This is a genomic window from Austwickia sp., from assembly GCA_016699675.1.
In the GTDB taxonomy this organism is placed as follows: Bacteria; Actinomycetota; Actinomycetes; order Actinomycetales; family Dermatophilaceae; genus Austwickia.
In genome coordinates this window covers 3,542,061-3,565,986 of record CP064985.1, presented here as the reverse complement: position 1 = coordinate 3,565,986, position 23,926 = coordinate 3,542,061, and the positions used below count along the sequence as shown (strand labels likewise).

General features: G+C 72.4%; 20 protein-coding genes and 1 pseudogene. 10 read left to right on the top strand and 11 right to left on the bottom strand.

Annotation, left to right across the window (positions count from 1 at the left end; genetic code table 11):
• Positions 1 to 7 precede the first annotated feature (7 nt).
• Together dnaJ and hrcA are read right to left on the bottom strand one after the other, a co-directional pair.
• Complete coding sequence (gene dnaJ, locus IPK37_16270; GenBank protein ID QQS00395.1) at positions 8 to 1,132, bottom strand: molecular chaperone DnaJ; 1,125 nt, start codon at positions 1,130 to 1,132, stop codon at positions 8 to 10.
• 43 nt (positions 1,133 to 1,175) lie between these two features.
• On the bottom strand, positions 1,176 to 2,216 hold the full coding sequence (gene hrcA / locus IPK37_16265) for a heat-inducible transcriptional repressor HrcA (GenBank protein ID QQS00394.1): 1,041 nt from the start codon (positions 2,214 to 2,216) through the stop codon (positions 1,176 to 1,178).
• Between the two features lie 65 nt (positions 2,217 to 2,281).
• Between hrcA and IPK37_16260 the strand changes: the two genes are divergently transcribed.
• The gene (locus tag IPK37_16260; GenBank protein QQS00393.1) at positions 2,282 to 3,184 is read left to right on the top strand and encodes a DUF3097 domain-containing protein; all 903 of its coding nucleotides are present in this window, start codon (positions 2,282 to 2,284) and stop codon (positions 3,182 to 3,184) included.
• A gap of 57 nt (positions 3,185 to 3,241) precedes the next feature.
• Complete coding sequence (locus tag IPK37_16255) at positions 3,242 to 4,207, top strand: hypothetical protein (protein ID QQS00392.1); 966 nt, start codon at positions 3,242 to 3,244, stop codon at positions 4,205 to 4,207.
• A 186-nt stretch (positions 4,208 to 4,393) separates the two neighbouring features.
• Here IPK37_16255 and IPK37_16250 read toward each other — a convergent pair whose 3' ends face one another.
• Positions 4,394 to 6,946, bottom strand: a complete 2,553-nt coding sequence (locus IPK37_16250; GenBank protein QQS00391.1) for a pyruvate kinase — start codon at positions 6,944 to 6,946, stop codon at positions 4,394 to 4,396.
• A 104-nt stretch (positions 6,947 to 7,050) separates the two neighbouring features.
• The gene (locus tag IPK37_16245) at positions 7,051 to 7,581 is read right to left on the bottom strand and encodes an HXXEE domain-containing protein (protein ID QQS00390.1); all 531 of its coding nucleotides are present in this window, start codon (positions 7,579 to 7,581) and stop codon (positions 7,051 to 7,053) included.
• A gap of 71 nt (positions 7,582 to 7,652) precedes the next feature.
• Here IPK37_16245 and IPK37_16240 point away from each other — a divergent pair, with 71 nt between their 5' ends.
• The 4 genes from IPK37_16240 to IPK37_16225 all read left to right on the top strand — a co-directional run bounded on the left by IPK37_16240 (position 7,653) and on the right by IPK37_16225 (position 12,322).
• The gene (locus IPK37_16240; GenBank protein ID QQS00389.1) at positions 7,653 to 8,255 is read left to right on the top strand and encodes a TetR/AcrR family transcriptional regulator; all 603 of its coding nucleotides are present in this window, start codon (positions 7,653 to 7,655) and stop codon (positions 8,253 to 8,255) included.
• A 402-nt stretch (positions 8,256 to 8,657) separates the two neighbouring features.
• The gene (nadA, locus tag IPK37_16235; GenBank protein ID QQS00388.1) at positions 8,658 to 9,728 is read left to right on the top strand and encodes a quinolinate synthase NadA; all 1,071 of its coding nucleotides are present in this window, start codon (positions 8,658 to 8,660) and stop codon (positions 9,726 to 9,728) included.
• 12 nt (positions 9,729 to 9,740) lie between these two features.
• Positions 9,741 to 11,474, top strand: a complete 1,734-nt coding sequence (locus IPK37_16230; protein ID QQS00387.1) for an FAD-binding protein — start codon at positions 9,741 to 9,743, stop codon at positions 11,472 to 11,474.
• Entirely contained in the window at positions 11,474 to 12,322 is an 849-nt protein-coding gene (locus IPK37_16225) for a carboxylating nicotinate-nucleotide diphosphorylase (GenBank protein ID QQS00386.1), read from the top strand. The genes IPK37_16230 and IPK37_16225 overlap by 1 nt, the downstream gene beginning before the upstream one ends.
• Positions 12,323 to 12,377: 55 nt before the next feature.
• On the opposite strand, the gene IPK37_16220 is transcribed toward IPK37_16225, so the two are convergent.
• The 6 genes from IPK37_16220 to lepA form a co-directional block, all read right to left on the bottom strand.
• Complete coding sequence (locus tag IPK37_16220) at positions 12,378 to 12,542, bottom strand: hypothetical protein (GenBank protein ID QQS00385.1); 165 nt, start codon at positions 12,540 to 12,542, stop codon at positions 12,378 to 12,380.
• A 124-nt stretch (positions 12,543 to 12,666) separates the two neighbouring features.
• Positions 12,667 to 13,944 carry a coproporphyrinogen III oxidase gene (locus IPK37_16215; GenBank protein QQS00384.1) on the bottom strand — a complete coding sequence of 426 codons (1,278 nt, stop codon included), beginning with the start codon at positions 13,942 to 13,944 and terminating at the stop codon, positions 12,667 to 12,669.
• A 190-nt stretch (positions 13,945 to 14,134) separates the two neighbouring features.
• Positions 14,135 to 15,403: a hypothetical protein gene (locus IPK37_16210; protein QQS00383.1), complete on the bottom strand. Its 1,269-nt coding sequence runs from the start codon at positions 15,401 to 15,403 to the stop codon at positions 14,135 to 14,137.
• Positions 15,400 to 17,223 (bottom strand): hypothetical protein, encoded by a 1,824-nt coding sequence (locus IPK37_16205; GenBank protein QQS00382.1) that lies wholly within the window; start codon positions 17,221 to 17,223, stop codon positions 15,400 to 15,402. Before IPK37_16205 ends, IPK37_16210 begins: the two co-directional genes overlap by 4 nt.
• 53 nt (positions 17,224 to 17,276) lie before the next feature.
• The gene (trmB, locus tag IPK37_16200; GenBank protein ID QQS00381.1) at positions 17,277 to 18,092 is read right to left on the bottom strand and encodes a tRNA (guanosine(46)-N7)-methyltransferase TrmB; all 816 of its coding nucleotides are present in this window, start codon (positions 18,090 to 18,092) and stop codon (positions 17,277 to 17,279) included.
• Entirely contained in the window at positions 18,089 to 19,963 is a 1,875-nt protein-coding gene (gene lepA, locus IPK37_16195; GenBank protein ID QQS00380.1) for an elongation factor 4, read from the bottom strand. The genes trmB and lepA overlap by 4 nt, the downstream gene beginning before the upstream one ends.
• A gap of 28 nt (positions 19,964 to 19,991) precedes the next feature.
• On the opposite strand from lepA, the gene IPK37_16190 reads away from it, so the two are divergent.
• From IPK37_16190 to IPK37_16175, 4 genes are all read left to right on the top strand, one after another.
• On the top strand, positions 19,992 to 20,837 hold the full coding sequence (locus tag IPK37_16190) for a DedA family protein (GenBank protein ID QQS02951.1): 846 nt from the start codon (positions 19,992 to 19,994) through the stop codon (positions 20,835 to 20,837).
• Positions 20,838 to 20,894: 57 nt separating this feature from the next.
• Positions 20,895 to 21,473 (top strand): type II toxin-antitoxin system PemK/MazF family toxin, encoded by a 579-nt coding sequence (locus IPK37_16185; GenBank protein QQS00379.1) that lies wholly within the window; start codon positions 20,895 to 20,897, stop codon positions 21,471 to 21,473.
• A 63-nt stretch (positions 21,474 to 21,536) separates the two neighbouring features.
• The gene (locus IPK37_16180; protein QQS02950.1) at positions 21,537 to 21,725 is read left to right on the top strand and encodes a toxin-antitoxin system, antitoxin component; all 189 of its coding nucleotides are present in this window, start codon (positions 21,537 to 21,539) and stop codon (positions 21,723 to 21,725) included.
• On the top strand, positions 21,722 to 22,117 hold the full coding sequence (locus IPK37_16175) for a type II toxin-antitoxin system VapC family toxin (GenBank protein ID QQS00378.1): 396 nt from the start codon (positions 21,722 to 21,724) through the stop codon (positions 22,115 to 22,117). The genes IPK37_16180 and IPK37_16175 overlap by 4 nt, the downstream gene beginning before the upstream one ends.
• Before the next feature lie 172 nt (positions 22,118 to 22,289).
• On the opposite strand, the pseudogene IPK37_16170 reads toward IPK37_16175, so the two are convergent.
• Positions 22,290 to 23,905 (bottom strand): annotated as a pseudogene (locus IPK37_16170) (RNA polymerase sigma factor).
• Between the last annotated feature and the right edge of the window lie 21 nt (positions 23,906 to 23,926).

Below are 23,926 nucleotides of genomic sequence, written 5' to 3'. Positions count from 1 at the left end.
GCCGGCCCTACTTGCCGAGGAAGGCGTCCCGCATGCGGCCGAAGAAGCCGCTCTGGCCGACGTGGGCCAGGCGACCCTCCGGCTGCTCCTCGCCGCGCGACTGGGCGAGCTGACGCAGCAGGTCCTCCTGCTCGGGCGTGAGGCGGGTGGGGGTGCGGACGTCGAGGTGGATCATGAGGTCGCCGCGGCCGCTGCCCCGCAGGTGGGTGACCCCCTGGCCCTTGAGCGTGATGACCTCCGCGGGCTGCGAGCCCGGGTGGATGTCGATCTCCTGCGGCCCGTCGAATGTCTCCAGCGTGACCTTCGTGCCGAGCGCGGCGGCCGTCATCGGCAGCTCCGCGGTGCAGTGCAGGTCGTCGCCGCGCCGCTGGAAGCGATCGTGCGGGGTGAGGCGGACTTCGACGTACAGGTCGCCGTGCGGGCCGCCGCCCGGCCCGACCTCCCCCTCGCCGGCGAGCTGGATGCGGGTGCCGGAGTCCACGCCCGCCGGGACCTTGAGCGTGATCGTGCGGCGCGTGCGGACCCGGCCGTGGCCGGAGCACTCGAAGCAGGGGCTGGTGATGACCGAGCCGTAGCCCTGGCAGGCCGTGCAAGGCCGGCTCGTCATGACCTGGCCGAGGAAGCTGCGCTGCACCTGCTGGACCTCGCCGCGCCCCGTGCAGACGTCGCACTGGCGCAGCTTGGTGCCCGGCTGGGCGCCCTCGCCGTGGCACGTGCCGCACTCCACCGCCGTCTCGACGGTGAGGTCCTCCTCGCCGCCGAACACCGCCGTGCGCAGCTCGATGTCCAGCGGCACCAAAGCGTCCTGGCCGCGCTGCCGCCGCGACCGCGGGCCGCGCTGGGCGCTGGCCGCGCCGCCGAAGAAGGCGTCCATGATGTCGCTGAAGCTGAAGCCCTGGCCGAAGCCGCCGGTGGCGCCGCCGTACGGGTCCGAGCCCATGTCGTAGGCGCGCCGCTTGTCGGGGTCGCCGAGGACGTCGTACGCCTGACTGACCTTCTTGAACTCCGCCTCCGCCTCCGCGCCGGGGTTGACGTCCGGGTGCAGCGTCCGCGCCTTCTTGCGGTAGGCGCGCTTGACCTCCTCGGGGGTGGCATCCCTGCTCACCCCGAGGTCGGCGTAGTAGTCGTTCACGAAGGGCCTTCCCTGCTGATCATGCGGCTGGTCATGCGGCTGGTTATGAGGCGAGCATCTTGCTGACGTACGTGGCCACGCTACGCACGCACGCCATCGTGGTCGGATAGTCCATCCGGGTGGGACCGAGCACACCCAGTCCGGCGACGACGTCCCGGCCCGCACCGTAGCCGGTGCTGATCACCGACGTGCCGGCGAGGCCGAGGTGCGGGTTCTCGTGGCCGATGGTCACGGCGACCCCCATGCCCGGCAGCGGTTCCGAGGCCAGGGTGCCGAACAGCTTGAGCAGCACGACGTGCTCCTCCAGCGCCTCCAGCACCGGCCCAATCGACAGCGGGAAGTCCGGGCCGAACCGGGCCAGGTTGGCGGTGCCGGCCAGGACCACGCGCTCCTCGCGCTCCTCGACCAGCGCGTCCTCCAGGGCCTGCACCACCGTGCGGGCCAGGTCGCGCCGCTCGGGCGCCAGCTCGTCCGGAAGCGACGCCAGCCTCGCCGCCACCTCGGGCAGCGGCCGGTCCGTCGCGTGGTCGTTGAGGCGGGCCCGCAGGTCGGCGACGATCTCCTCGCCCAGCGGCGTGCGCAGGTCGCGACCCGCCTCCAGGACGCGCTGCTCCACGCGCCCGGTGGCCAGGATCAGCACGACCATGAGCTTGGTGTCCCCGACCGGCAACAGCTCGATGTGGCGCACGGAACTGCGGGTCAGGGACGGGTACTGCATCACCGCCACCTGATGCGTCAGCGAGGCGAGCAGCCGCACCGTGCGATCCACGACGTCGTCGAGATCGATGGCGCCCGAGAGGAACTCGGCGATCGCCGTCCGCTCGGCCACGGACAGGGGCTTGATCTCGGAGAGCCGGTCGACGAAGACGCGATAGCCCGCGTCGGTGGGGATCCGGCCCGCGCTGGTGTGCGGCGCGGTGATCAGCCCCTCCTCCTCCAGGGCCGCCATGTCGTTGCGGACCGTGGCCGCGCTGACGCCGAGCGCGTGCCGCTCCAGCAGGGACTTGCTGCCGACGGGCTCCGACGTACGCACGTAGTCCTGGACGATCGCGCGTAGCACGGCCATCCGGCGTTTTTCGCTCATGAGCGGCCTCCCTCCCCGGCGCGTTGGCACTCGGACCTATCGAGTGCCAGTCTACGATGCCGGGCGTGAACGCACGCTACGAGGGCGACCCGCTGGCCGGCGACTGGCGCGCCCCGAAGGGCGGCCGATCGGTCCCCACCGAGGCGGAGCGCGGCCTGGTCGTGGAGGAGGCGACGAGCGGGTGGTGCGGCGCCGTGACCGCCGTAGAGAAGGCCGGCGGCATGTACGTCGTGCACCTGGAGGACCGGCGCGGCGCGGTGCGGGCCTTTCCGCTGGGCCCCGGGTTCCTCCTGGAGGGCCGCCCGGTGGTGCTGACGCCGCCCAACGCCGCCGCCCGCGAGGCCCTGGCCGCCCAGCGGGCGGCGTCGTCCCGGACGGCGAGCGGGTCGCGGGCCGTGGCACGACCCGCCGGCGCCGCGACCTCCGCGCGCGTCGCCCGGGGCTCGCGGCTGCTGGTCGAGGGCCGGCACGACGCCGAGCTGGTCGAGAAGGTGTGGGGCGACGACCTGCGCGTCGAGGGTGTCGTCGTGGAGCTGCTCGACGGCGTGGACCACCTCCCGGCGTACGTCCGTTCCTTCGCCCCCACCCCCGAGCGCCGCCTCGGCGTCCTCGTGGACCACCTCGTCGCGGGCAGCAAGGAGTCCCGCATCGTCGACGGCGTCGCCGGCCTGCCCGGGGGCCGGTTCGTGAAGGTGCTCGGGCATCCGTACGTCGACGTGTGGCAGGCCGTCCAGCCGGGGCGGCTGGGGCTGACGGACTGGCCGGTGATCCCGCGCGGTACGTCGTGGAAGCACGGCATCCTGGCCCACCTGGGCTGGGCCCACGACAGCCAGGCCGACGTGGCGCAGGGCTGGAAACGGATCCTCGGGACCGTACGCAGCTACACCGACCTGGAGCCGGCGATCCTCGCGCCGGTCGAGGAGTTGATCGACTTCGTGACGGTCGGCGGGTCGGGCGACCCCCGGTAACGCCTGACTCCCCCGCAGATCCCGGCTCGCGGCCCGCGAGGATGACAGGCTGGGCCCGTGGCCGTTCACCTGCAGACCACCGAGGTCGTCGCTGTCGTCACGACGTACGAGGCCGGCTCCCCGCGCCTGCTCACCATCGGCGACCCCGGCGGCGTGCCCGCGCTGCCCGCCGGCCCCCTACTCGCCGACCACCGCTCGCTGCAGGCCGGGCTCCGCGCCTGGGTCGAATCGCAGACGGGACTGCGGCTGGGATTCGTCGAGCAGCTCTACACGTTCGCCGACCGAGAGCGCGCGGGGGCGCATCAGCGGGTGATCTCGGTGTCGTACGTCGGGCTGACCCGGCCCACGGCGCTGCCGAGCGGGCAGGCGCATTGGCGCGACTGGTACGAGCTCCTGCCCTGGGAGGACCGCCGGACCCCGGCCGGCGACGCCCTGGTGGCGGGGCTGCGGTCGGCGCTGGACGAGTGGGCGAACGGCGCGGATGTTCCCGCGGTCGCCGGCGCGCGCCGGGCGCGGCTGCGGATGGCGTTCGGGGCCGACGACCGAGCCTGGCGGGCGGAGGACTGCCTGCACCGGTACGAGCTGCTGTGGGAGGCCGGCCTGTTGCCGGAGTCGCGGGCGGTTCCGGGGGCGGCGGTTCCGGGGGCCGCGCACGAGGATTCGGCGCCGGCAGCGGGCGGGGCGACGGGGACGGGTACGGCGATGCGGCACGACCACCGCCGGATCGCCGCGACGGGGATGGCGCGGCTGCGGTCGAAGATCCAGTACCGCCCCGTGGTCTTCGAGCTGCTCCCCGACGCGTTCACGCTGGGTCAGCTGCAGCAGGTCGTCGAGGCGCTGTCGGGCACCCGCCTGCACAAGCAGAACTTCCGCCGGCTCGTCGAGGCGGAGGAGCTGGTCGAGGAGACCGGGGAGTCGACCACCGCGACGGGCGGCCGGCCGGCCCGGCTGATGCGGTTCCGGGCCGATGCGTTGTTCGACCGGCCGGGCGCTGGACTGCGCCTGCCGCAACCCCGCCGCTGACCCTAGGCAGATCTGCCGTAGCCCAGGCCCCCATGGACCCAGCGCAGTTATCCCCAGGACGACCGTTCGTCAACTGCGCAAAGGGTGCCTTGGCACCCTTTGCGCAGGTCGTGAGCGGTCACTATCCACAGGGCGGCGCGAGTGGACGGTTCGGGGCGCGCCGACGCGGGCCAAACTGGCGCTTCCCTAGGTCCCCGGCGCCGCGAACTGCACCACGAACCGCCGCTGCTCCACATCGGTGCACAGCTCCAGGCCCGGGGTGGCCACCACCTGGATCACGTCGACGAGGTGGGCGGCGTCGGTCTGGACCAGCTCCGCGTGGGTGTTGGGCAACCCCGTCACCAGATCCGGCCGGAAGACCGTGTCACCCCGGCCCTCGAACACCGCCGCGTAGGTGATGTTCGCCTCGACGAGTTCCTGGAAGAAGTGGCTGCCGTACGACAGCTCGGGAAGGAACTGGCCCTCGGCGTACGTCGTCTCGCAGATCGCCCGGAACGCGTTCAGGTCGGTGAAATGCGTGGGTACGCCGAGCGAGGGCGTCGACGTGCCCCACCGGCCGGGCCCGATCAGCAGCGCCGAGCGCGATCCGATGCTGCGATTCACGGTCCCGATGGCGCGGGCGACGGCGTACCGGTCCGCCTCGCCCAAGGCGAGGTACCGGTCCGGGCGGACCAGGACGACGAGATCGATCGGGAGCCGCGCGTTGCCACCGAGGAACGTGCCGGTGGTGGCGATCAGGCAGCGCTCGGGATCCACGTCGGGGACGCCCTGGCGCGCGCCCGCCTGCCCGGTCTGCAGGGGGCGGCACTGCACGAGGTTGACGGTCATCGACCCGGCCGCGTCGATGTTCACGGTGAACTCGATGTCGACGGGATAGTCGTACGCCGTGGTCAGCGTGGTGAGCATGTCCCGAAGCAGGCCCGGGAACGACGTACGGCCCAGCAATCCCGCGAAGTCCACCGCCTCCGGGGCCGGCCGCGCGGTGCCGCGGCGGCCGAGCTCGCGCAGCCGCCGGGCCGCCTCGGGGTCGGGGCTCATCAGCAGGTCCCAGGCGATCCCGGGCGCCTGCTCGCGGACCCGGTGCAGGGGCATCGTGACCAGGGCGTTCTGCGAGGCGTCGAGGAGATCGACGCGGCGCTGGGAGTACTTGCCCAGATCCTCGGCCGCGACCGGCGAGGCCGTGGGATCGGCCAGGGCGACGATGCGGGCGAAGTCCCCGCCGGTGCGGTCCACGGCGCGCGTCCCGAGTCCCACCACCAAGCGAGCCATCCCGTGATCGGGCAGGCCGGGCTGCCAGACGTAGCCGCTGGAGGAGTTCGCGACGCCGGCCGCCGCGGGCAGGAACCAGTCGCCGTGCTGGTCCCCCGAGATCCGCTGGACGAGGATGGCCATCTCCTCGTCCAGGCCGAGGAGGCCCCGATCGGCCCGGTAGCGCAGCGCCGGCTGGCTGACGACGCTGGCGTAGACGAAGCGGATGGCGTCCTCGAGCGCCGCGAGCCGCTCGTCGGGGGTGCCGCGGTTGGTGAGCAGCACGGAGTCGTACTTGCCCGCGAACGCGTTGCCGAAGTTGTCCTCCAGCAAAGAGCTGGACCGGACGATGATGGGCGCCTGCCCGTAGTACTCCAGCATCTCGATGAACTGCTCGCGCACCGGCCAGGGAAAGGTCCCGCCGGGCAGCAGCGAGTGCATCACGTGGGCGATGACGAAGTCGTGGTCGGCCTTGTGTGCCGTCCACATCTCCCACCAGCCGTTGCGGACCAGGAAGCTCTCGAAGACGTCGCTGCCGACGAAGTACGAATCGTGCGGCTCCAACACGTCGGCGAAGCCGCCCGCCCCGCTGTGTTCGAGGATGGCGCGGGCCGTGAGCATCCCGACGGCCTTGCCCCCGATCCAGCCGCTGCCGATCTGCCGGCCCGCGACGGCGAGCAGGTCGGTCAGGCGCAGGTGCTCGCGGCACAGCTCGGTCATCCGGCCGTCCTTGCCGACGAGCATGGCCAGCAGCATGTCGCGCGCGGCGTCCTGGGCGGCCGCGTCGCCGGTCAGCGCATTCCAGGCCTCCTCGATCCGCAGCTGCCACGGGTCGACCGGGTCGACCGGGCGCACCAGCGAGGAGAACAGCTGCGTCGTCGCCGCCGAGGACGTGATCGAGATGGCGTCGCCGCCGTCGAGGCGGTGCGGGAAGAACATCGTCGGGGAGTAGCGCTGCCAGACCTTCAGCGGGTGGACGTAGAGCTGGCCCTCGATGCGGTGCAGGTCGAGCAGGAGCTGGGTGGTCTCGCGGATCCCCGTAACGGTCGCGCGGGTGTGCCGGTCGCGCAGGAGGGCGAAGTAGGCGATGGTGTCGAGCTCGAACAGGTACGGGCAGGTGGCCTTGAAGAAGTTCAGGACCCGCAGGTCGGAGTGCCAGGCCGCGTGCAGGTCGGCCAGCGGGTCGAAGACGTAGAAGCCGAGCGGGCCGACCTCCCGCAGGGCCTCGTGCACGGCGACCGCGAACCGCTCGAAGCCGATCGCCGGGTCGATGAGGATCGACTCCAGGCCCGGCAGCGCCTCCCGCTGCCCGAACCGGACGTGCACGAGCCGGCGGCCGTCCACCCGAGCCTGCGCGACGAACGGACGCACCACCGTGAGGTAGTCCTCGACCGAATCGACCCGCCAGACCACGTTGTCGCCGAGGCGGAGGCCGTCGACGGTGTCGTCGAGGCCCGCATTGCCCGTGCTGGCCCGCTCCGCCTCCGCCACGGCGGCCCCCTTCGGTCGGCCCGTGCGCTCGCCCCGCGGCGAGCGTCGAGGGCCACCGTACGCCGGGCGGCGCGCGCGGCAGCCTTCGTCGGGTGGCCGTGCGCCTAGCGACCCGTCGCGACTGTCGCCGGGGGCTGGTGGTCGCGGCGGGACGCGAGATAGCCGGCGCCGTGGGCGAGGCCCATCGCCACCGGGAAGAGCAGCAACGAGGCGGGCCGGAGGTGCACGTCGATGCCCTCCCGGGCCAGCGCGCGTCGGGCCCAGAGCCAGTACGCCGTACAGATCGGTCCCGTGACCGACCCGCTGGTGTAACCACCGACGAGCACCGGAGCGGCGACGTGGGTGAGGCCGTGCAGCCCGAAGACGGTAAGGGCGTCCTGGAACCACGGCGAGCGACCGCCCGTGCGATAGCCGTCGGCCGCGAAGCCGGCCATGACCGCCGCCATCACGCCGATCCCCACGGTGACGTGCTTCTGCGACAGGCCCTCGGTGCGCCAGCTGGTGGGAATCTGCACCGCGGCGGGGACGCGCTGCATCGCACGGCGCGACCCCCGGGCCATCGTGAACATCTCCTCGGCATCGTTGACACACCAGGCGGCGAAGAGCCCCAGCGGTACGGCGTGGGTGGCGCGCATCTGACCCTCCCGACATTCGCAACCATGAGTTGCATTTGGTAGTGATACCGACGGTAGCGATAATGCTCGACATGGTCAACGCCGGGCGCCCACGCAGCGTGGAGATCGATCGACGCATCCTCGATGCCACCCTCGACCTGCTCATCGCGCACGGGTACGACGGCCTGCGAGCCGACGCCGTCGCCGCTGCGGCGGGCGTGCCCAAGTCGACGATCTACCGACGCTGGCCCTCACTCGCCGTGCTGGCGGTGGCGGCGGTTGAGCGCGCGGTGGGCCATCCCGAGTTCACGCCCACCGAGGACCCGCGCGCCGACCTGCGGACCCTCATCGACATCCTGCACGCGACGGTTCTGGACACCGAGCTGGGCACAGTCCTGCCCCGCCTGGGCACCGACATCGCGGCGCACCCCGAGGCCGCCGAGACCTATCGCCGGCAGATCATCGAGCCGCTGCGGGGGCCGGCGATCGATGCCGTCCGTCGTGGGCTGACCGCCGGCCTGTGGTCCGCCGACGGCGAGCGTGACGGGGGCGCGTGGGCCGAGCGGGCCGTGAACATGATCATCGGCGGCGCCCTCTATGAGATCGCCTACCTGGGCCGGCGGCCGACCGGGCGGGACACGCGCGCGGCGGCTGCGCAGCTCCTGCGAGCTCCGCTCGGCGAGCCACAGGCCTGACGACAGCCCCGATCCGTCCTCTATCCACAGGGCGACCGTTCGTCACCTGCACGTTGGGTGCCACGGCACCTAACGTGCAGGTCGTGAACGGTCACTATCCACAGGTGGGCCATTGAGGCACTCGGCCGCGGCGGCCTAGGCGGAGCAGGACCGGCGGACCAGGCGGGGTGGCGCCGGCGAACCGGGCGACGCAGGGTCGGCGGACTAGGCGGGGTGGCGCCGGCGCTCCGGGCGGGGCGGGTGCGGCTGACCGGGCGGCCCGGGACCCCGACCGGCCGAGCTTTCACAGATGCCGCGGATCGCGCGGATCAGGAGGGCGGCTTGACGGCAGGGCGGGAATAGATATGCTCAGTCTCAGCATTACAGCAATGCTCAGATAGGGCATAAGCCTTGGAGGTAGCCATGACCACCATCCCCAGCACGCTCGCCTCCCCGGGCGTGGGCACGGCCGGGTCCGCCCTCGCCGACCGTCCCGCCCCCTCCCCGGTGCCCTCCCTCGACGAGCTGTACGCCCGCGTCAGCACCGTGATCCCGCCCGTCGAGTGGGCCACGATGACCGACGACATCGAGGACATCTGGCGGCTCAAGCGCGAGAAGAACGCGGTCCTGCTGGCGCACAACTACATGACGCCGGAGATCTTCTACGGCGTGGCCGACGTGGTCGGCGACTCCCTGGCCCTGGCGCGCGAGGCCGTGGACGTCGACGCCGACGTCATCGTCCTCGCCGGGGTCCACTTCATGGCCGAGACCGCCAAGCTGCTCAATCCCGGCAAGACCGTCCTGGTGCCCGACCCGCTGGCGGGCTGCTCGTTGGCCGACGGGATCACCGCGGACGACGTACGGCGGCTTCGCGCGCGGCACCCCGGCGTGCCGATCGTGACCTACGTGAACACGTCGGCTGCCGTGAAGGCCGAGTCCGACGTGTGCTGCACGAGCGGCAACGCCGCCGCCATCGTCCGCAATATCGCCGCGCAGACGGGCAGCCGCCAGGTGCTGCTCATCCCAGATCAGTACCTCGCCCGCAACATCGCCGCGCAGGTCGCCCCGCAGGGGATCGAGATCCTCACGTACGCGGGCAGCTGCGAGGTGCACGAGCGGTTCACCCCGGCCGACCTGCGTCAGATCCGCACGGACCACCCCGGGGTGCAGATCCTGGCGCACCCCGAGTGCCCGCCCGAGGTGGTCGCCGAGGCCGACATGGCCGGGTCGACGGCGCAGATGCAGAGCTACGTCGAGGAGCGCCGACTGCGGCGCGTCGCGCTCATCACGGAGTGCTCGATGAGCGACAACATCGCCGCCGCCAACCCGGACGTCGAGATGATCCGGCCCTGCAACCTCTGCCCGCACATGAAGCGCAACACCCTCGCGAAGATCCGCCGCGTCCTGCAGACCGGCGCGAACGAGGTCACCCTGGACCCCACCGTCGCCGACGCCGCCCGACGCGCCGTCGAGCGGATGCTCGAGCTGAGCTGACCGGAGGACCGCATGGACCGCATCGACAGCACCGCTCTCGCCGGCCGCCCCGTCATCGTCGGCGCGGGCCTGGCCGGCATGGTCGCCGCGCTCGAACTCGCCCCCACCCCCTGCGTGCTCGTCACCGGCGGCGACCTCGGTGTCGACTGCGCCAGCGACTGGGCCCAGGGCGGCCTCGCCGCCGCCGTCGGCTCCGACGACTCGGTGGAGCTCCACGCCGCCGACACCTTGGCCGCGGGCGCGGGGCTGTGCGACGAGACGGCCGTACGGCGCATCGTGGCTGCCGCCCCCTCCGTCGTCGACTACCTCGTCGGGCTGGGCGCGCAGTTCGACCGGCACGAGGACGGGACGTTGCGCCTCGGTCTCGAGGGCGCCCACTCGCGGCACCGGATCGTGCACGCCGACGGCGACGGCTCGGGCCACGAGATCACCCGCGCGGTGGCCGCGGCCGTCCGCGCTGCGGGGCACATCACGGTGCTGGAGCGAACGTTCGCCCGCCGGGTGCTTACCGCAGCAAGCGGCCCCGTCCCGGTGTCGGCGAGGGCCTCGGCGCCGGCGATGCCGGCGGTGGTCGGCGTCGAGCTGGCGACGGCCGTTGAGGTCATGGTGCTGGCCACGCCCGCCGTCATCCTCGCCACCGGTGGAGCGGGGGCGCTGTACGCGCACACCACCAACCCTCGCGGGTCCTGGGGTAGCGGTCTGGCGCTCGGTCTGCGGGCCGGGGCGGCTGCGCGGGACCTCGAAATGGTGCAGTTCCACCCGACGGCACTCGACGTACCGGCGACGACCGACCTGCGCGACGGCGCACCCGGTGGCGAGCCCATGCCGCTGGTGAGCGAGGCCGTCCGCGGCGAGGGCGCGCACCTGGTCGACGACCTGGGCCGACGCGTCCTCGACGACGACCTGGCCGCCCGCGACGTCGTGTCGCGTGCGGTGTGGGCGCGGCTGGAGAAGGGCCGGCGGGTCTACCTCGGCACGCCGACCGCGCTCGGGACGGCCTTCCACGGGGAGTTCCCCACGATCACCGCCAAGTGCGCGGCGGCGGGCCTCGACCCGGCCGTGGACCTGCTGCCCATCCGGCCGGCCGCGCACTATCACATGGGTGGGCTGCTCGTGGACGACGGCTGCCGCACCACGGTGCCCGGCCTGTGGGCCATCGGCGAGGTCGCCTCGACCGGCCTGCACGGCGCCAACCGGCTGGCCAGCAACTCGCTGCTGGAGGCCGTGGTCACCGGGCGGGAGGCGGCGGCCGCCGTACGGCGTACGTTCGCCTCGCTCGGCCAGGCACCGGTCGCGGACGCAACCCCCGCAAGCGCCCAGGCGACCGCTCACGACCTGCACGTTAGGTGCCATGGCACCCTTTGCGCAGGTCACGAACGGTCATTCGGCGCGCTCGGTACGCCCGACCGGGGCGACGCGACCGGCCGCGCTCGCGGCGGGTTCGGGCCGACGGCCGAGGACCGGGCCATCCTGGAGCGGGCCTGCGGCGTCCTGCGCGACGAGGCGCGCCTACTCGACGGCGTCCGCGCGCTGCGGCCGGGCGCCGAGGACCGGGATGCGCGGCTGCTCGCGCTGCTGGTCGCGTGGTCGGCCTACCGCCGCACGGAGTCTCGCGGCGGCCACTACCGCACCGACCACCCGAGGCCCGGCGCCCCGCGCCACATCGTCCTGACCCTCACCGAGGCCCTGGCCGAGATCGACGCCGCCCCGGCCGGGTCCACCGCCACCACCGCGAGGAGCGCCTGATGCTGGACCTGCAGATCGAACCCGTCGTCCGGGCGGCCCTCCTGGAGGACCTCGGCCGCGCCGGCGACCTCACGACGGACGCAATCGTGCCGGCCGACCAGGTGGGGACGGTGGCGCTTGTGGCGCGGGACCCCGGAGTGATCGCGGGCACCGCCTGCGCCCGGCTGGCCTGGACCCTGGTCGACCCCCGCGTGAGCGTGCGGGTCGACCTCCCCGACGGGAGCCGGGTGGCCCCGGGGGACGTCATCGGCGAGGCGAGCGGCCCGGTTCGCGCGCTGCTCACGGGCGAACGGGTCGCCCTGAACTTCCTGGGCCATCTCTCCGGGGTGGCCACCGCGACGGCGACTCTGGCCGACGCCGTCCGCGGCACCAGCGCGCGCGTCTGCTGCACCCGCAAGACCACGCCTGGGCTGCGAGCGTTGGAGAAGGCGGCGGTCGTCGCCGGCGGCGGCGTGAACCATCGCTTCGGCCTCGACGACGCGGTGCTCATCAAGGACAACCACGTCGCGTTCGCGGGGTCGATCACGGAGGCGGTCCGGCGGGCGCGGACGCACGTCGGCCACCTCGTGAAGATCGAGGTCGAGGTGGACACGCTCGATCAGCTGCGCGAGCTGTTGGCCCTGCCCCAGCGCGAGGGCGCCGACGCGGTGCTTCTGGACAACATGGGCCCCGAGGTGCTGCGCGAGGCGGTCGCCCTCGTGGACGGCCGCATGATCACCGAGGCGAGCGGGAGAGTGACGCCGGACAAGGCGCGCGCGCTGGCCGAGGCGGGCGTCGACCTGATCTCGGCGGGCTGGCTCACGCACAGCGCCGCGGTGCTCGACATCGGCCTGGACCACCGCGCCTGAACCGTGTCGAGTTCCCCACCGAACTCGGTGGAGAACTCGACACCACGTCGGCGTGTCAGCAGGACCAGCGGTCGAGGCCGACGGCCTCGATCAGCGGGTGGTGATAGGCGATCCAGAACTGGCGACCGTTGCACCATGCGAGCGCCTGGGTGGGCCCGCAGAGGCACTCGTCGCTGTGATCGTGGGCGATCACGTCGTCCGGGATGGCGTGGATGGTCACGACGCACTATCGACCCGGACCGAGTCGTACTGAGCCATAGCGCAGTTCGCGCCTCAATCTGTTACCGACGTCACGACGGGGACGACCGCGCGGCCGACGACCCACGTCGGGCCGGCGAGTGCCGCTACGCGCCGAGCAGGCGATGCACCACCGTGTCCGCCAACAGCCGGCCGCGACGCGTGAGCACCACGCGGCGCCCTTGTCCCGGCCCGGTCTCCCAGGACCCCGCGGGGCTCGCGCCCCCGGCCAGCGCCGGTCCGGCCGCCACGAGACCGTCCGCGACCAGCGCGGCCACGGCGGCCCGCCCGCCCGGACGCAGCAGATCGAGCGCAAGCCCTTCGGCCAATCGGGAGCGCAGCAGCACGGTCTCGTCGTACGACTCCACATCGGTCAGCACCTCGCGCCCCTGGCCCGGCGCCTCCCCGGCCAGCAGCCGCTGTGCCCAGGCGTGGGGGTGACGCAGGTTCCACCACCGCACGCCGCCGACGTGGCTGTGCGCGCCCGGCCCGAGTCCCCACCACGAATGACCTCGCCAGTAGCCGAGGTTGTGCCGGCAGACACCCCGGTCCGTGCGAGCCCAGTTGCTCACCTCGTACCAGCCGTACCCCGCCTCGGCCAGCATCTCGTCCGCCAGCTCGTACTTCGCGGCCTCGTCGTCGTCGTCCGGCGCCGCCACCTCCCCGCGGGCCACCCGGCGCGCCAGCGGCGTCCCGGCCTCGACCACGAGCGCGTACGCCGAGACGTGGTCCGGCGCCAGCTCGATCGCCCCGCAGACGCTCGCCCGCCAGTCGGCCAGGCTCTCCCCCGGCGTGCCGTAGATCAGGTCGACGCTGGTGGCCAGTCCGGCCACGCGGGCGGCGGCGACCGCGGGCGCCACCCCGGCCGGTTCGTGGGTGCGGTCGAGCGTGACCAGCACGTGCGGCACCGCGGACTGCATGCCCAGCGACACGCGGGTGAACCCGGCGGCCGCGAGCGCGTCCAGGGCGGCGGGGGTGACCGTGTCCGGGTTTGCCTCGGTGGTCACCTCGGCGCCGGGGGCCAGCCCGTACGCCGTACGCACCGCGGCCACGATCCGGCCGAGGTCGCCGGGCGTCAGGAGGGTCGGGGTGCCGCCACCGACGAAGATCGTCTCGACAGGACGGGCGGCCGCGCCCAGGACGCGGACCGACAACTGCAGCTCGCGGAGCAGGACGTCCACGTAGGACGCGGGGTCGGTCCCCGCCGGGCTCCCCGCCAGTTCGCCGGGCACGTAGGTGTTGAAGTCGCAGTAGCCGCAGCGCACCCGGCAGAACGGGACATGCACATAGAGCCCAAGCGGTGCTCCAGCACCGCGGGCCAGCGCCTGCGGCGGCAGGGCGCCGTCCAGCGGCACAGGTTCACCTGGAGGAGGGGGCGAGGGCACCCGACCAGTGTCGCAGCCCTCACCGGCCGCGCCCCGACGACCCTCGCTGGCCTCGCGACCCCCAAGAACCCCGCGCCTGCGACCCCGGGCGTGTCAGCCAGCGTCCACACCGTACCGTCGGGAACGGCGCGCCCGACGGTACGGTGCGCGGACGCCAGGATGACCGCGCCAATAAGCCTGGTGGACAGCGTCAGTGCACGCTCTCCCGTTCCTCCCCCAGCATCTGGTCGAGCTGGTCGTCGTCGTGCTCGGCATGGGCGCCCGAGGTCAGCTCGGCGGGGACGTCGTCGCCGTCATCGAACTGCACCTCCTGGTGCTCGGCCACGCCCACGAGATCGTCCTCGTCGTACTGGGCCGCCTGCCCGATGCTCTCCCGCGCCTCGAAGCTGACCTGCTCGGTCTCCCGGTGCGCCTCCTCGACCTGCTCGCGGAACGCCGCGATGCCCGGAATGGCGGCCAACGCGTCGTCGCCCACGCCGGTGCCCAATCCGAACGTGGCGAGCATACTGCGCACGTTGGACAGCTGGCTGGTGATCGAATCGCGCCGGGCCATGGCCGCGGCCAGCTCCCGCTCGGACTCCCGACGGATGCGCTCGGCCTGCGTACGTGCGGTCTCGACCATCTCGTGGGCCTGGTCGCGGGCCTCCACCAGCCGCTGCGCCGCCTCGCTCGAGGCGTTCGCGCGCTCCTGCTCGCCCTCGAGGCGCATCTGGTTGACGCGCTCGGTGACGCGGCGCAGCTCGTCCTCCTGCGCCGCCATCTCGGCCTGGAACTCCCGGGTGGCCTTCTCGCGGCGCTGCCCCAGCGTGCGCTCGAAGTCCGCGGCGGCCTCGGCGGCCATCGCCCGCTGCCGCTCGAAGTAGGCCTCCGCCTCCTCGCGGCGGGCCGCCGCGTCGCGGACGGCGTCGTCGACGATCGTCGCGGCGTTCTCCTTGGCCTCGATCGAGGCCTGCTCCACGTCGGTCTCGGCCCGCTCGCGGACCTCGGCGGCGTACTGCTCCGCCGACCGTCGCACCCGCTCGGCCTCGCCGCTGGCCTCGTCGCGGATCCCCGCGGCCTCCCCGGTCGCCTTGGTGATCAGGGACGCGGCCTCGGCCTCGGCCAGGCTGAGGATCTGGCCGATCCGCTTGCCGAGGTGGACGAAGGAGGACTCGGCCTCCAGGTCGGCCCGGTACTGCTCGATCTTCGCCTGGGCCTCGACGAGGCGTTGCTTGAGCTCGTCCCGCTCGGCGGCGGAGTCCTCGGCCCGGGACTCCAGGCGACCCTGCACGTCGGCCACGCGGCGCCGCAGGTCGTCGCGCTCCGTCTGCGCCGAGTGCAGCTGCGCCTGTACGCGGGCGCATTCCTCTCGAGCATGCGCGGCACTCTCGCGTACGGATGCCAGGGCGGCTTCCACCTGCCCTGGGTCGAATCCGCGGAAGACGGTCGCGAACTGCGAAGTGACGCTGTCGGTGCTCATCGGGTCTCCTCGGTGGAGCTGGGTGCGGTCAACTGGGGAACTCTCGGCCGGCCGTCGTGGTCGGGGGCGTGGGGGCTCATCGGGTCGTGCTGGTCGTACGCGTCTTGCGGGTGGTACTGGTCGTACTCGCCGGGCTGGCCGGGCTCGTGGTGTGCGGCGTCGTGCTGGTGGGTGTCGTCGGTCTGGTGGCTGGGTTCGTCGGGTGCGTTCTCCTTGGGCGCGACGAACGGTTCCCCGTCGGGATCGGTCGCCTCACCCCGTACGTCGGCGTCGATCACCTCACCCCGTACGTCGGGATCGGTCGCCTCCCCCTGTACGTCGGGGCCGGCGCCGTCCGAACCAACAGCCGGCTCTGCGGCGTCGCCATGCGCCACCCTGGCCTCGGCGGCGACCCGGTCGGCGGCCGCCCGCGCAGCGGCCACCTCCGGCACACTGAGGGCCTCGATGACGGCGTGCAGGTCGCCCAGCTGGCGGGAGATGTCCTCCCGCTGGGCCGCGAGCGCGGCGACCTCGTCCCGGGCCCGCTGGGCGTGCGCCTCGGCCTCGGCCCGGACCTTCTCGGCCCGCTCCTGGGCGGCCTGGGACATCCGCATGATCTCCTCGCGGGCCGACCGGTGGTAGTCGTACGCCTCTCGGTGCAGCCGCTCGGCCTCCGCCCCGGTGCGCTCCCGGACGATCTTGGCTGCGCGCTCGGCCTCCTCGACCCGGCGGTCGGCGCGCTCACCGATCTCGTCGGCCACGGCCCGGGCGTCAGTCACCAGCCGTTCCGCCTCGCGCTGGGCACCAGCCAGCACGACGTCCGCCTCCGCGCGGGCCGCGGCCAGCGCGGACGCGGCCTCGTCGCGGCGGCGGTTCGCGTCGGCCTCGGCCTGTGCGACGGTCTCGGCCGCCCGCGCCTTCGCGCTGGTGAGCAGGACGACCACGCGTTCCCGCACGGTGTGGGCGCGCTTTTCGAGAGCGTCGTGGTGGCTCCGGCTCCGGACCGCCATCTCGGTCTCGGTCTGCTCCTTGAGCTCGGTGGCCGTGCGGGTCGCCCACCCCAGGTGCTCCTCGGCCTGCCGCATGACCTCGGCAGCGTCGCTTTCGGCCCGGTCGTGTCGCGCCTGCGCCTCGGCTTCGGCGCGTTCCAGTGCCGACCGGGCGGCGTCCGCGGACTCCTGCTCGCGTCGCTCGATCGCCTCGAAGCGTCGGGCGCTCTCGGCATCGGCCTCTGCGCGCAACCGGTCGCGATCTTGGGCGGCCTCGTGGCCGAGGCGTTCCACATCGGCCCGAGCGGATGCGAGCAATGCTTCGGCGGCCTCGTGCGCCTCGTGGTCGCGGGACGCCAGGAGTTGCCCGTGGGCCTCGGCCTCCTGCGCCAGCCGGGCCCGCTGGTCGTCCGCTTCCTGACGGGCCCGGGCCAGGATCCCCTCGGCCTCGGCCTCCGCCTGCTCGCGACGTCGACGGGCGTCCTGCTCCGTGACCTGCATGGCCTCGTCGGCGGCCTTGGCCGCCTGAGCCTGGACCACCGACGCCTGCGCGACGGCGTCACTGATGAGCGACTCGACCTCGACGCGGGCACGCACCCGCATCTCTTCCTCGTCCTGGCGTGTGCGGGCGATGCGATCCTGCGCCTCGCGCAGCTCGCCGGCCGCCACCGCCATGTCGCGGCGGGTCTGCTCTGCCTCCTCGCGGATGGCGGCCGCCTGCGACTCCGCCTCGGCCCGCACGGCGTCCGCCAATGCCTGCGCCCGGGCAAGAATCGTCAGTGTTTCCCGCACACTGCCATCGACCACATCCATCCCGTCTTCGAATGCGGGCGCGTCGCCGGCGACAGTCATGGGGCTAATCATGCACTAGGCACGAGCCCCATCGATACACGCGAAATGGCTTGTCAGAGGCCTATTTTGTCGGACGCGCGTCTTGGACGGCGGACCAGATAAAGGTCTTTCACCGTCCTTCCAGCGGCTATTCCCTTTCGCTCGAAGCGCGTCATTTCACGACCCTCGAACCGTTCTGAAAATCCGGCGTGAGGGTTGCAGAACTCCGGCGTGGCGCACGCCGCGTGCAGCATCTGGTCGGCGTAGTCAGCCCAGTCGGTGGCCAGCCGCAGCACGCCGCCGTCGACCAGGACGCGCGCCGCGTCGGCGACAAAAGCCGGCGTGACCAGGCGGCGCTTGTGGTGCTTGAGCTTGTGCCAGGGGTCGGGGAAATAGACCCGCAGCTCCGCCACACTCGCCTCGGCCAGGCCGGTGCGCAGGAGGGCTGCGGCGTCGGCCTGCAGGACGCGGACGTTGCGCAACCCTTGCCGATCCGCCCGCAACACGGTCTTCGCGGCGCCCGGGCGGTAGACCTCCACCCCCAGATAATCGACGTCCGGATGCGCGGCGGCGGCCGCCAAGAGCGCCTCCCCCGTGCCCGAGCCGATCTCCACCACGAGCGGGGCGACCCGACCGAACACCGTCGCCGCGTCGAAGCGCCACCGCGGGTCGAGCGAGGCGTCCCGTTCCAGCCGGTCCGGCTGCACGAGCAGGTCGTCGTGGCGCGCCGACCAGGCCCGCGCGATCTTCGGATGCACCCGCCCGTCCCGGCGGGCGAACGAGACCACCTCCCGGCGTACGCCGCGCGGCAGCGCCCCCTGAAGGGAGCCAGCCGGCTCGGGCGACCCCGGCGTACCCCCCGCGCGCTCGCCCCGCGGGGGCGAGCTCACTTCTTGGTCTCGATCTCGTCCGACGACAGCGCGGCAATGAAGGCTTCCTGGGGGACCTCGACGCGGCCGACCATCTTCATCCGCTTCTTGCCCTCCTTCTGCTTCTCCAGCAGCTTGCGCTTGCGGCTGATGTCGCCGCCGTAGCACTTGGCGAGCACGTCCTTCCGGATGGCCCGGATGGTCTCGCGGGCAATGACCCGCGAGCCGATGGCCGCCTGGATCGGCACCTCGAACTGCTGCCGCGGGATGAGCTTGCGCAGCTTGGTGGCCATGGCGACGCCGTACGCGTAGGCCTTGTCCTTGTGCACGATCGACGAGAATGCGTCGACCTGCTCGCCCTGCAGCAGGATGTCGACCTTGACCAGGTCGGCCACCTGATCGCCGTCCGGCTCGTAGTCCAGGCTCGCGTAGCCGCGGGTCCGGGACTTCAGCTGGTCGAAGAAGTCGAACACGATCTCGGCGAGCGGGAGCGTGTAGCGCATCTCCACCCGCTCCGGCGAGAGGTAGTCCATCCCACGCAGGGTGCCGCGCCGCTGCTGGCAGAGCTCCATGATCGCGCCGATGTAGTCGCTCGGCGCCAGGATCGTGGCGCGCACGACGGGCTCGCGGACCTCAGCGATCTTGCCGTCGGGGAACTCGCTGGGGTTGGTCACCTCGACGACGCGCTTGTCCTCCAGCGTCACGTCGTACTCCACGTTCGGCAGCGTCGAGATCAGGTCCAGGCCGAACTCGCGCTCCAACCGTTCCCGCACGATCTCCAGGTGCAGCAGGCCGAGGAAGCCGACCCGGAAGCCGAAGCCCAGCGCCGCGGACGTCTCCGGCTCGTAGACGAGGGCGGCGTCGTTGAGCTTGAGCTTGTCAAGGGCGTCGCGCAGGAGCGGGTAGTCGGTGCCGTCGATCGGGTAGAGCCCGGAGAACACCATCGGCTTCGGGTCGCGGTAGCCGCCGAGGTCCCGCTGCGCGGGCTTCGATGAATTGGTCACCGTGTCGCCGACGCGGGACTGGCGCACGTCCTTCACGCCCGTGATGAGGTAGCCGACCTCGCCGACGCCGAGCCCCTTGCAGGGCTCGGGCTCCGGGCTGGACACCCCGATCTCGAGCAGCTCGTGGGTCGCGCCGGTGCTCATCATGAGGATGCGTTCGCGCGGGTTGAGGTTGCCGTCGACGACGCGCACGTAGGTGACGACGCCCCGGTAGGTGTCGTAGACCGAGTCGAAGATCATCGCCCGGGCCGGCGCGTCGGGGTCGCCCTCGGGGTGCGGGATGCGCGCCACGATCCGGTCCAGGAGCTCGGGGACGCCCTGACCGGTCTTGCCCGAGACGTGCAGGACGTCGCCCGCGTCGCAGCCGATGAGGCCGGCGAGTTCCTCCGCGTACTTCTCCGGCTGCGCCGCCGGCAGGTCGATCTTGTTGAGGACCGGGATGATCTCCAGGTCGTTCTCCATGGCCAGATAGAGATTCGCCAAGGTCTGCGCCTCGATCCCCTGCGCCGCGTCGACCAGCAGGATCGCGCCCTCGCAGGCCGCCAGGGAGCGGCTGACCTCATACGTGAAGTCCACGTGGCCGGGGGTGTCGATCATGTTCAGGCAGTAAGTCGTTGCGGGGCCGCCTACGCCGCCCTCACCGCCCGTCCCGCCGTTGATCGCCCACGGCATCCGCACGGCCTGGGACTTAATCGTGATGCCCCGCTCGCGCTCGATGTCCATCCGGTCGAGATATTGCGCGCGCATGGCCCGCTCGTCCACGATCCCGGTGATCTGCAGCATCCGGTCGGCCAGCGTCGACTTGCCGTGGTCGATGTGGGCGATGATGCAGAAATTGCGGATCAGCTCCGGCGGCGTCGCGTGCGGCGGCAGCGCGGTGCGGGCCATCGGTGACACGTGGCGGGATCCCTTCGGGATGAGGGGGCGTCGGGCGGTTCGGCGCCGGGCGAGCCGCGCCGGTCCGGCCGTGGCCCACCGGACGCGGTGGCGGCGCACCGGACGCGGCGCGCGACCAGCGGTTCGCCGTCCATCATCCCATGCCCGCCTCCCGGTTCTCACAGCACGACCCGAGCCCGGACACTGCACACTGGGGAACGATGACGTCGACGCGCTGCTGTTATCCATTCCCCCGCTGGAGGTCTATCTCCTGGTGGCCCTCGTGGTCGGCCTGGAGTCTCTCGGCATTCCGCTGCCGGGCGAGATCACCCTCGTGGGCGCGGCGATCCTGTCGGCCCACCACGAGCTGGCCGTCTCACCGCTCTTCGTGGGCCTGGCGGGCGCCTTCGGGGCGATCGTGGGCGACTCCATCGGCTACGAGATCGGGCACGCGCACGGCTGGCGCCTCCTGACCAGGGTGCGACGCCGTTTCCCGAAGCACGTCAACCCCGAGACGTTGGCGTTCGCCACGTGGGTCTTCCACCGGTACGGGCCGCTCGCCGTCTTCGGGGGCCGCTTTGTGGCGCTGCTGCGCATCCTCTCCGGGCCCCTGTCCGGCACGCTGAAGCTGCCCTATCGGGTCTTCCTGCCGGCCAAAGCGTTGGGCGGGCTCACGTGGGCGGTGGGTACGACGTACGCGGTGTACTACCTCGGCCGCGCGGCCGAGGCCGCCCTGAAGGACTTCGCGTGGGCGGGGCTGATTGCCTTCTTCGTGGCCGGCTTGGCCGCCTCGACGATCCTCAAGCACCGGATCGAGGCTCGGGTGCGGGCGTTCGCCGCGGGCCACCCCGATGAGGTGCGCGCGGCCGACGAGGCCAGCCGCTGACCCCTCGGGCGCCGCGGCGCCACGACAACTGAACCCGCGGGAGGCCAGACTGAGCCCATGACCGGACGTGAGCACGGCTCAGCCACCGCGAAGTCGATCCTTGCCGCCCTGCTGGGCCGGTTTGGCCTGGGCGGAGTCGTGGCGCCGGGGCCGGGGTCCGGTCACTCCCGACCGCGGGGGCCCGGGCGCGGGCGCGGGGAGCGCCCAGTCGATGTCCCGGTCGCCAGCACCGCGCCCTATCCCGGAGACTTCTTCGGCCCGCTGCACCCGACGTACGACCCCCACGACGACCAGCTCGCCGACCCCGGGGAGGTGGTGTGGGCCTGGGTGCCGTACGAGGACGACCCCAGCCAGGGCAAGGACCGCCCGGCGCTGATCGTCGCGCGCGACGGCGACTGGCTGCTCGCCCTTCCTGTGACCAGCCACGATCACGACCGGGACGCCGCGCAGGAGGCGGCGGCGGGCCGCTACTGGGTCGACATCGGCCGGGGCGCGTGGGACTCCCGCAGCCGCGCCTCGGAGGCGCGCGTCAACCGGGTGCTGCGGCTGGCGCCGAGTTCCGTACGCCGCGTCGGGGCGCGCCTCGATGAGGCGGTCTTCGCCACCGTCTGCGCCGCGATGGCGGCCCATCGGTAGCGACACGCATGTTGCATATGCTTGTGCATGTCCACGATCCAGATCCGCAACGTGCCGCCGGACATCAGCCGCACCTTCAAGAGCCGCGCCGCGGCGGAGGGTCGTTCCCTCAGCGATTACCTTCTGGGCGAACTGACCCGCCTCGCCGAGCGACCCACCATGCGCGAGGTCATGGAACGCGTCGAGCAGCGCGGCCGAGTCGACCTGCCGCCGGCTGCCGACGTCCTCGCGGAGCAGCGGGCTGGCCGGTGAGGCTGGTCGTCGGTGCCTCGGCGATCGCCGAGGTGCTGGCCTCCCGTGACCGCGGCGAACGCGTGGCGCGCACCGTCCTGGGTCACGACCTCTTCGCGCCGCAGCTGCTCATCCCGGAGGTCGTGTCCACCCTGCGCGGTTGGGTCCTCGGACGGCGTCTCGACCCCGACCGGGCAGCGGGCGCCCTGGACGACTTCCGTGCCCTCGACATCACGCTCGTCGACATGTTTCCCCTCGTCGGCGACGTGTGGCGGCTGCGCGACGGCATCACCGCGTACGACGCCATGTACGTCGCGCTGGCGCGAGCAATGGCCTGCCCGCTGGTCACGCTCGACCGGAAACTCGTGGCGGCGCTGCCCGCCGACGTCCAGGTGCTCGCCGCGGACTGTTAAGCGCGCGCCCCCCGGTCCACCCCCCGGTCCCCCCGGGCGGTCGCGACCGCGGCGAGGTGACAGACGAAAGGCGAGCCGGGAGCGGGGTCGAACAAGCTAAAGACGCTGTGCCCGCTTGGGAGACCCCTCTCCCGGCCCGCCGTCCCAAAGCCCGCGCCTCGGGGACAACACCTCAGTCCAGGTAATCCCGCAAGACTTGGCTCCGACTCGGATGCCTCAGCTTGCTCATTGTCTTGGACTCGATCTGGCGGATGCGCTCGCGCGTCACGCCGTACACCTTCCCGATCTCGTCCAGCGTCTTCGGCTGGCCGTCGGTGAGCCCGAACCGCATCGAGACCACGCCGGCCTCGCGCTCGGACAGCGTGTCCAACACGGAGTGCAACTGCTCCTGGAGCAGCGTGAAGCTCACCGCATCCGCGGGCACGACCGCCTCGGAGTCCTCGATCAGGTCACCGAACTCGCTGTCGCCGTCCTCGCCGAGCGGGGTGTGCAGGGAGATGGGCTCGCGGCCGTACTTCTGGACCTCGACGACCTTCTCGGGGGTCATGTCGAGTTCCTTGGCCAGCTCCTCCGGGGTGGGCTCGCGACCCAGGTCCTGGAGCATCTGGCGCTGGACGCGGGCCAGCTTGTTGATGACCTCGACCATGTGCACCGGGATGCGGATGGTGCGGGCCTGGTCGGCCATGGCCCGGGTGATGGCCTGCCGGATCCACCAGGTCGCGTACGTCGAGAACTTGAAGCCCTTGGTGTAGTCGAACTTCTCAACGGCGCGGATCAGGCCGAGGTTGCCCTCCTGGATGAGGTCGAGGAACAACATCCCCGGCCGGTGTAGCGCTTGGCCAGCGAAACCACGAGCCGCAGGTTCGCCTCGAGGAGGTGGTTCTTGGCGTTCTTGCCGTCCTGGGCGATCCACCACAGCTCGCGCTTGAGCTTGGGCTCCAGGGGGTCCCCGGCGTTGAGCTTCTCCTCAGCGAACAGGCCCGCCTCGATGCGCTTCGCGAGCTCGACCTCCTGCTCGGCGTTGAGGAGGGCGACCTTGCCGATCTGCTTCAGGTAGTCCTTCACCGGGTCGGCGGTGGCGCCGGCCGTGACGACCTGCTGGGCGGGGGCGTCGTCATCGTCGTCGTCGCGCAGGACGAAGCCGGTCTCCTCGTCGGTGCCTTCCTCGGCGGCCTTCGCCGGTGCGGCCGTGGCCTCGCTGCCCGCCGCGGGGGTAGACGCCTCGTCTTCGGAGCCCTCGTCGTCGGCGTCCGCAGCCTCGGTGGCGTCGTCGGCGACCTCGACGTCGTCGCCCTCCGTATCGGCTTCCTCGACCACCAGCGCGTCGATGTCCTCGACAACGTCGCCCTCGGAGGGCTCGACGTCGTGGGGCAGGTCCGCGTCGAGGTCGTCGGCCAGGTCATCGCCGGCGGGGTTCGCGGTCGCCGCCGGGGCGGCCGCCGGCTCCGCCGCGGCCTTGCGGGGTGCGGCCTTCTTGGCGGTCTTCTTGGCGGCGGCCGTCCGTGCCGCGGGCTCGGCGGCCGCGGCCTTGCTGCCCGAGGCGGCCTTCGCGGCCGCCTGTGGCTTGAGACGCACGTCGCCCTCGACCGAGATTCCCTGCTCAGCAAGGCTGGCGAGAAGCTCCTGGCGGCGGGACTCTTGCACCGCGTCCGCGTCCATCGCTTCGGACAGGGCGTCCGCAACGATGCGACGGGACCGGGCGGCCTTCTTGACTATCTTCGCGACGGAGGGTTCCGTGGCGATCGAGTCGGTCGTGCGGGATCGGGTGGCAGGGGATCCGTTCGGCACGTGGCTACACCGACACCTTTC

What these genes read in the sequence shown, in the direction of transcription:
- IPK37_16205 (QQS00382.1), bottom strand. Translation starts at nt 17,223, where the DNA reads ATGACTGTCGCCGGCGACGCGCCCGCATTCGAAGACGGGATGGATGTG.
- IPK37_16190 (QQS02951.1), top strand. Translation starts at nt 19,992, where the DNA reads ATGAGGGGGCGTCGGGCGGTTCGGCGCCGGGCGAGCCGCGCCGGTCCG.
- IPK37_16240 (QQS00389.1), top strand. Translation starts at nt 7,653, where the DNA reads ATGGTCAACGCCGGGCGCCCACGCAGCGTGGAGATCGATCGACGCATC.
- IPK37_16245 (QQS00390.1), bottom strand. Translation starts at nt 7,581, where the DNA reads ATGCGCGCCACCCACGCCGTACCGCTGGGGCTCTTCGCCGCCTGGTGT.
- IPK37_16225 (QQS00386.1), top strand. Translation starts at nt 11,474, where the DNA reads ATGCTGGACCTGCAGATCGAACCCGTCGTCCGGGCGGCCCTCCTGGAG.
- lepA (QQS00380.1), bottom strand. Translation starts at nt 19,963, where the DNA reads ATGGCCCGCACCGCGCTGCCGCCGCACGCGACGCCGCCGGAGCTGATC.
- hrcA (QQS00394.1), bottom strand. Translation starts at nt 2,216, where the DNA reads ATGAGCGAAAAACGCCGGATGGCCGTGCTACGCGCGATCGTCCAGGAC.
- IPK37_16210 (QQS00383.1), bottom strand. Translation starts at nt 15,403, where the DNA reads ATGAGCACCGACAGCGTCACTTCGCAGTTCGCGACCGTCTTCCGCGGA.
- nadA (QQS00388.1), top strand. Translation starts at nt 8,658, where the DNA reads ATGACCACCATCCCCAGCACGCTCGCCTCCCCGGGCGTGGGCACGGCC.
- IPK37_16230 (QQS00387.1), top strand. Translation starts at nt 9,741, where the DNA reads ATGGACCGCATCGACAGCACCGCTCTCGCCGGCCGCCCCGTCATCGTC.
- IPK37_16185 (QQS00379.1), top strand. Translation starts at nt 20,895, where the DNA reads ATGACCGGACGTGAGCACGGCTCAGCCACCGCGAAGTCGATCCTTGCC.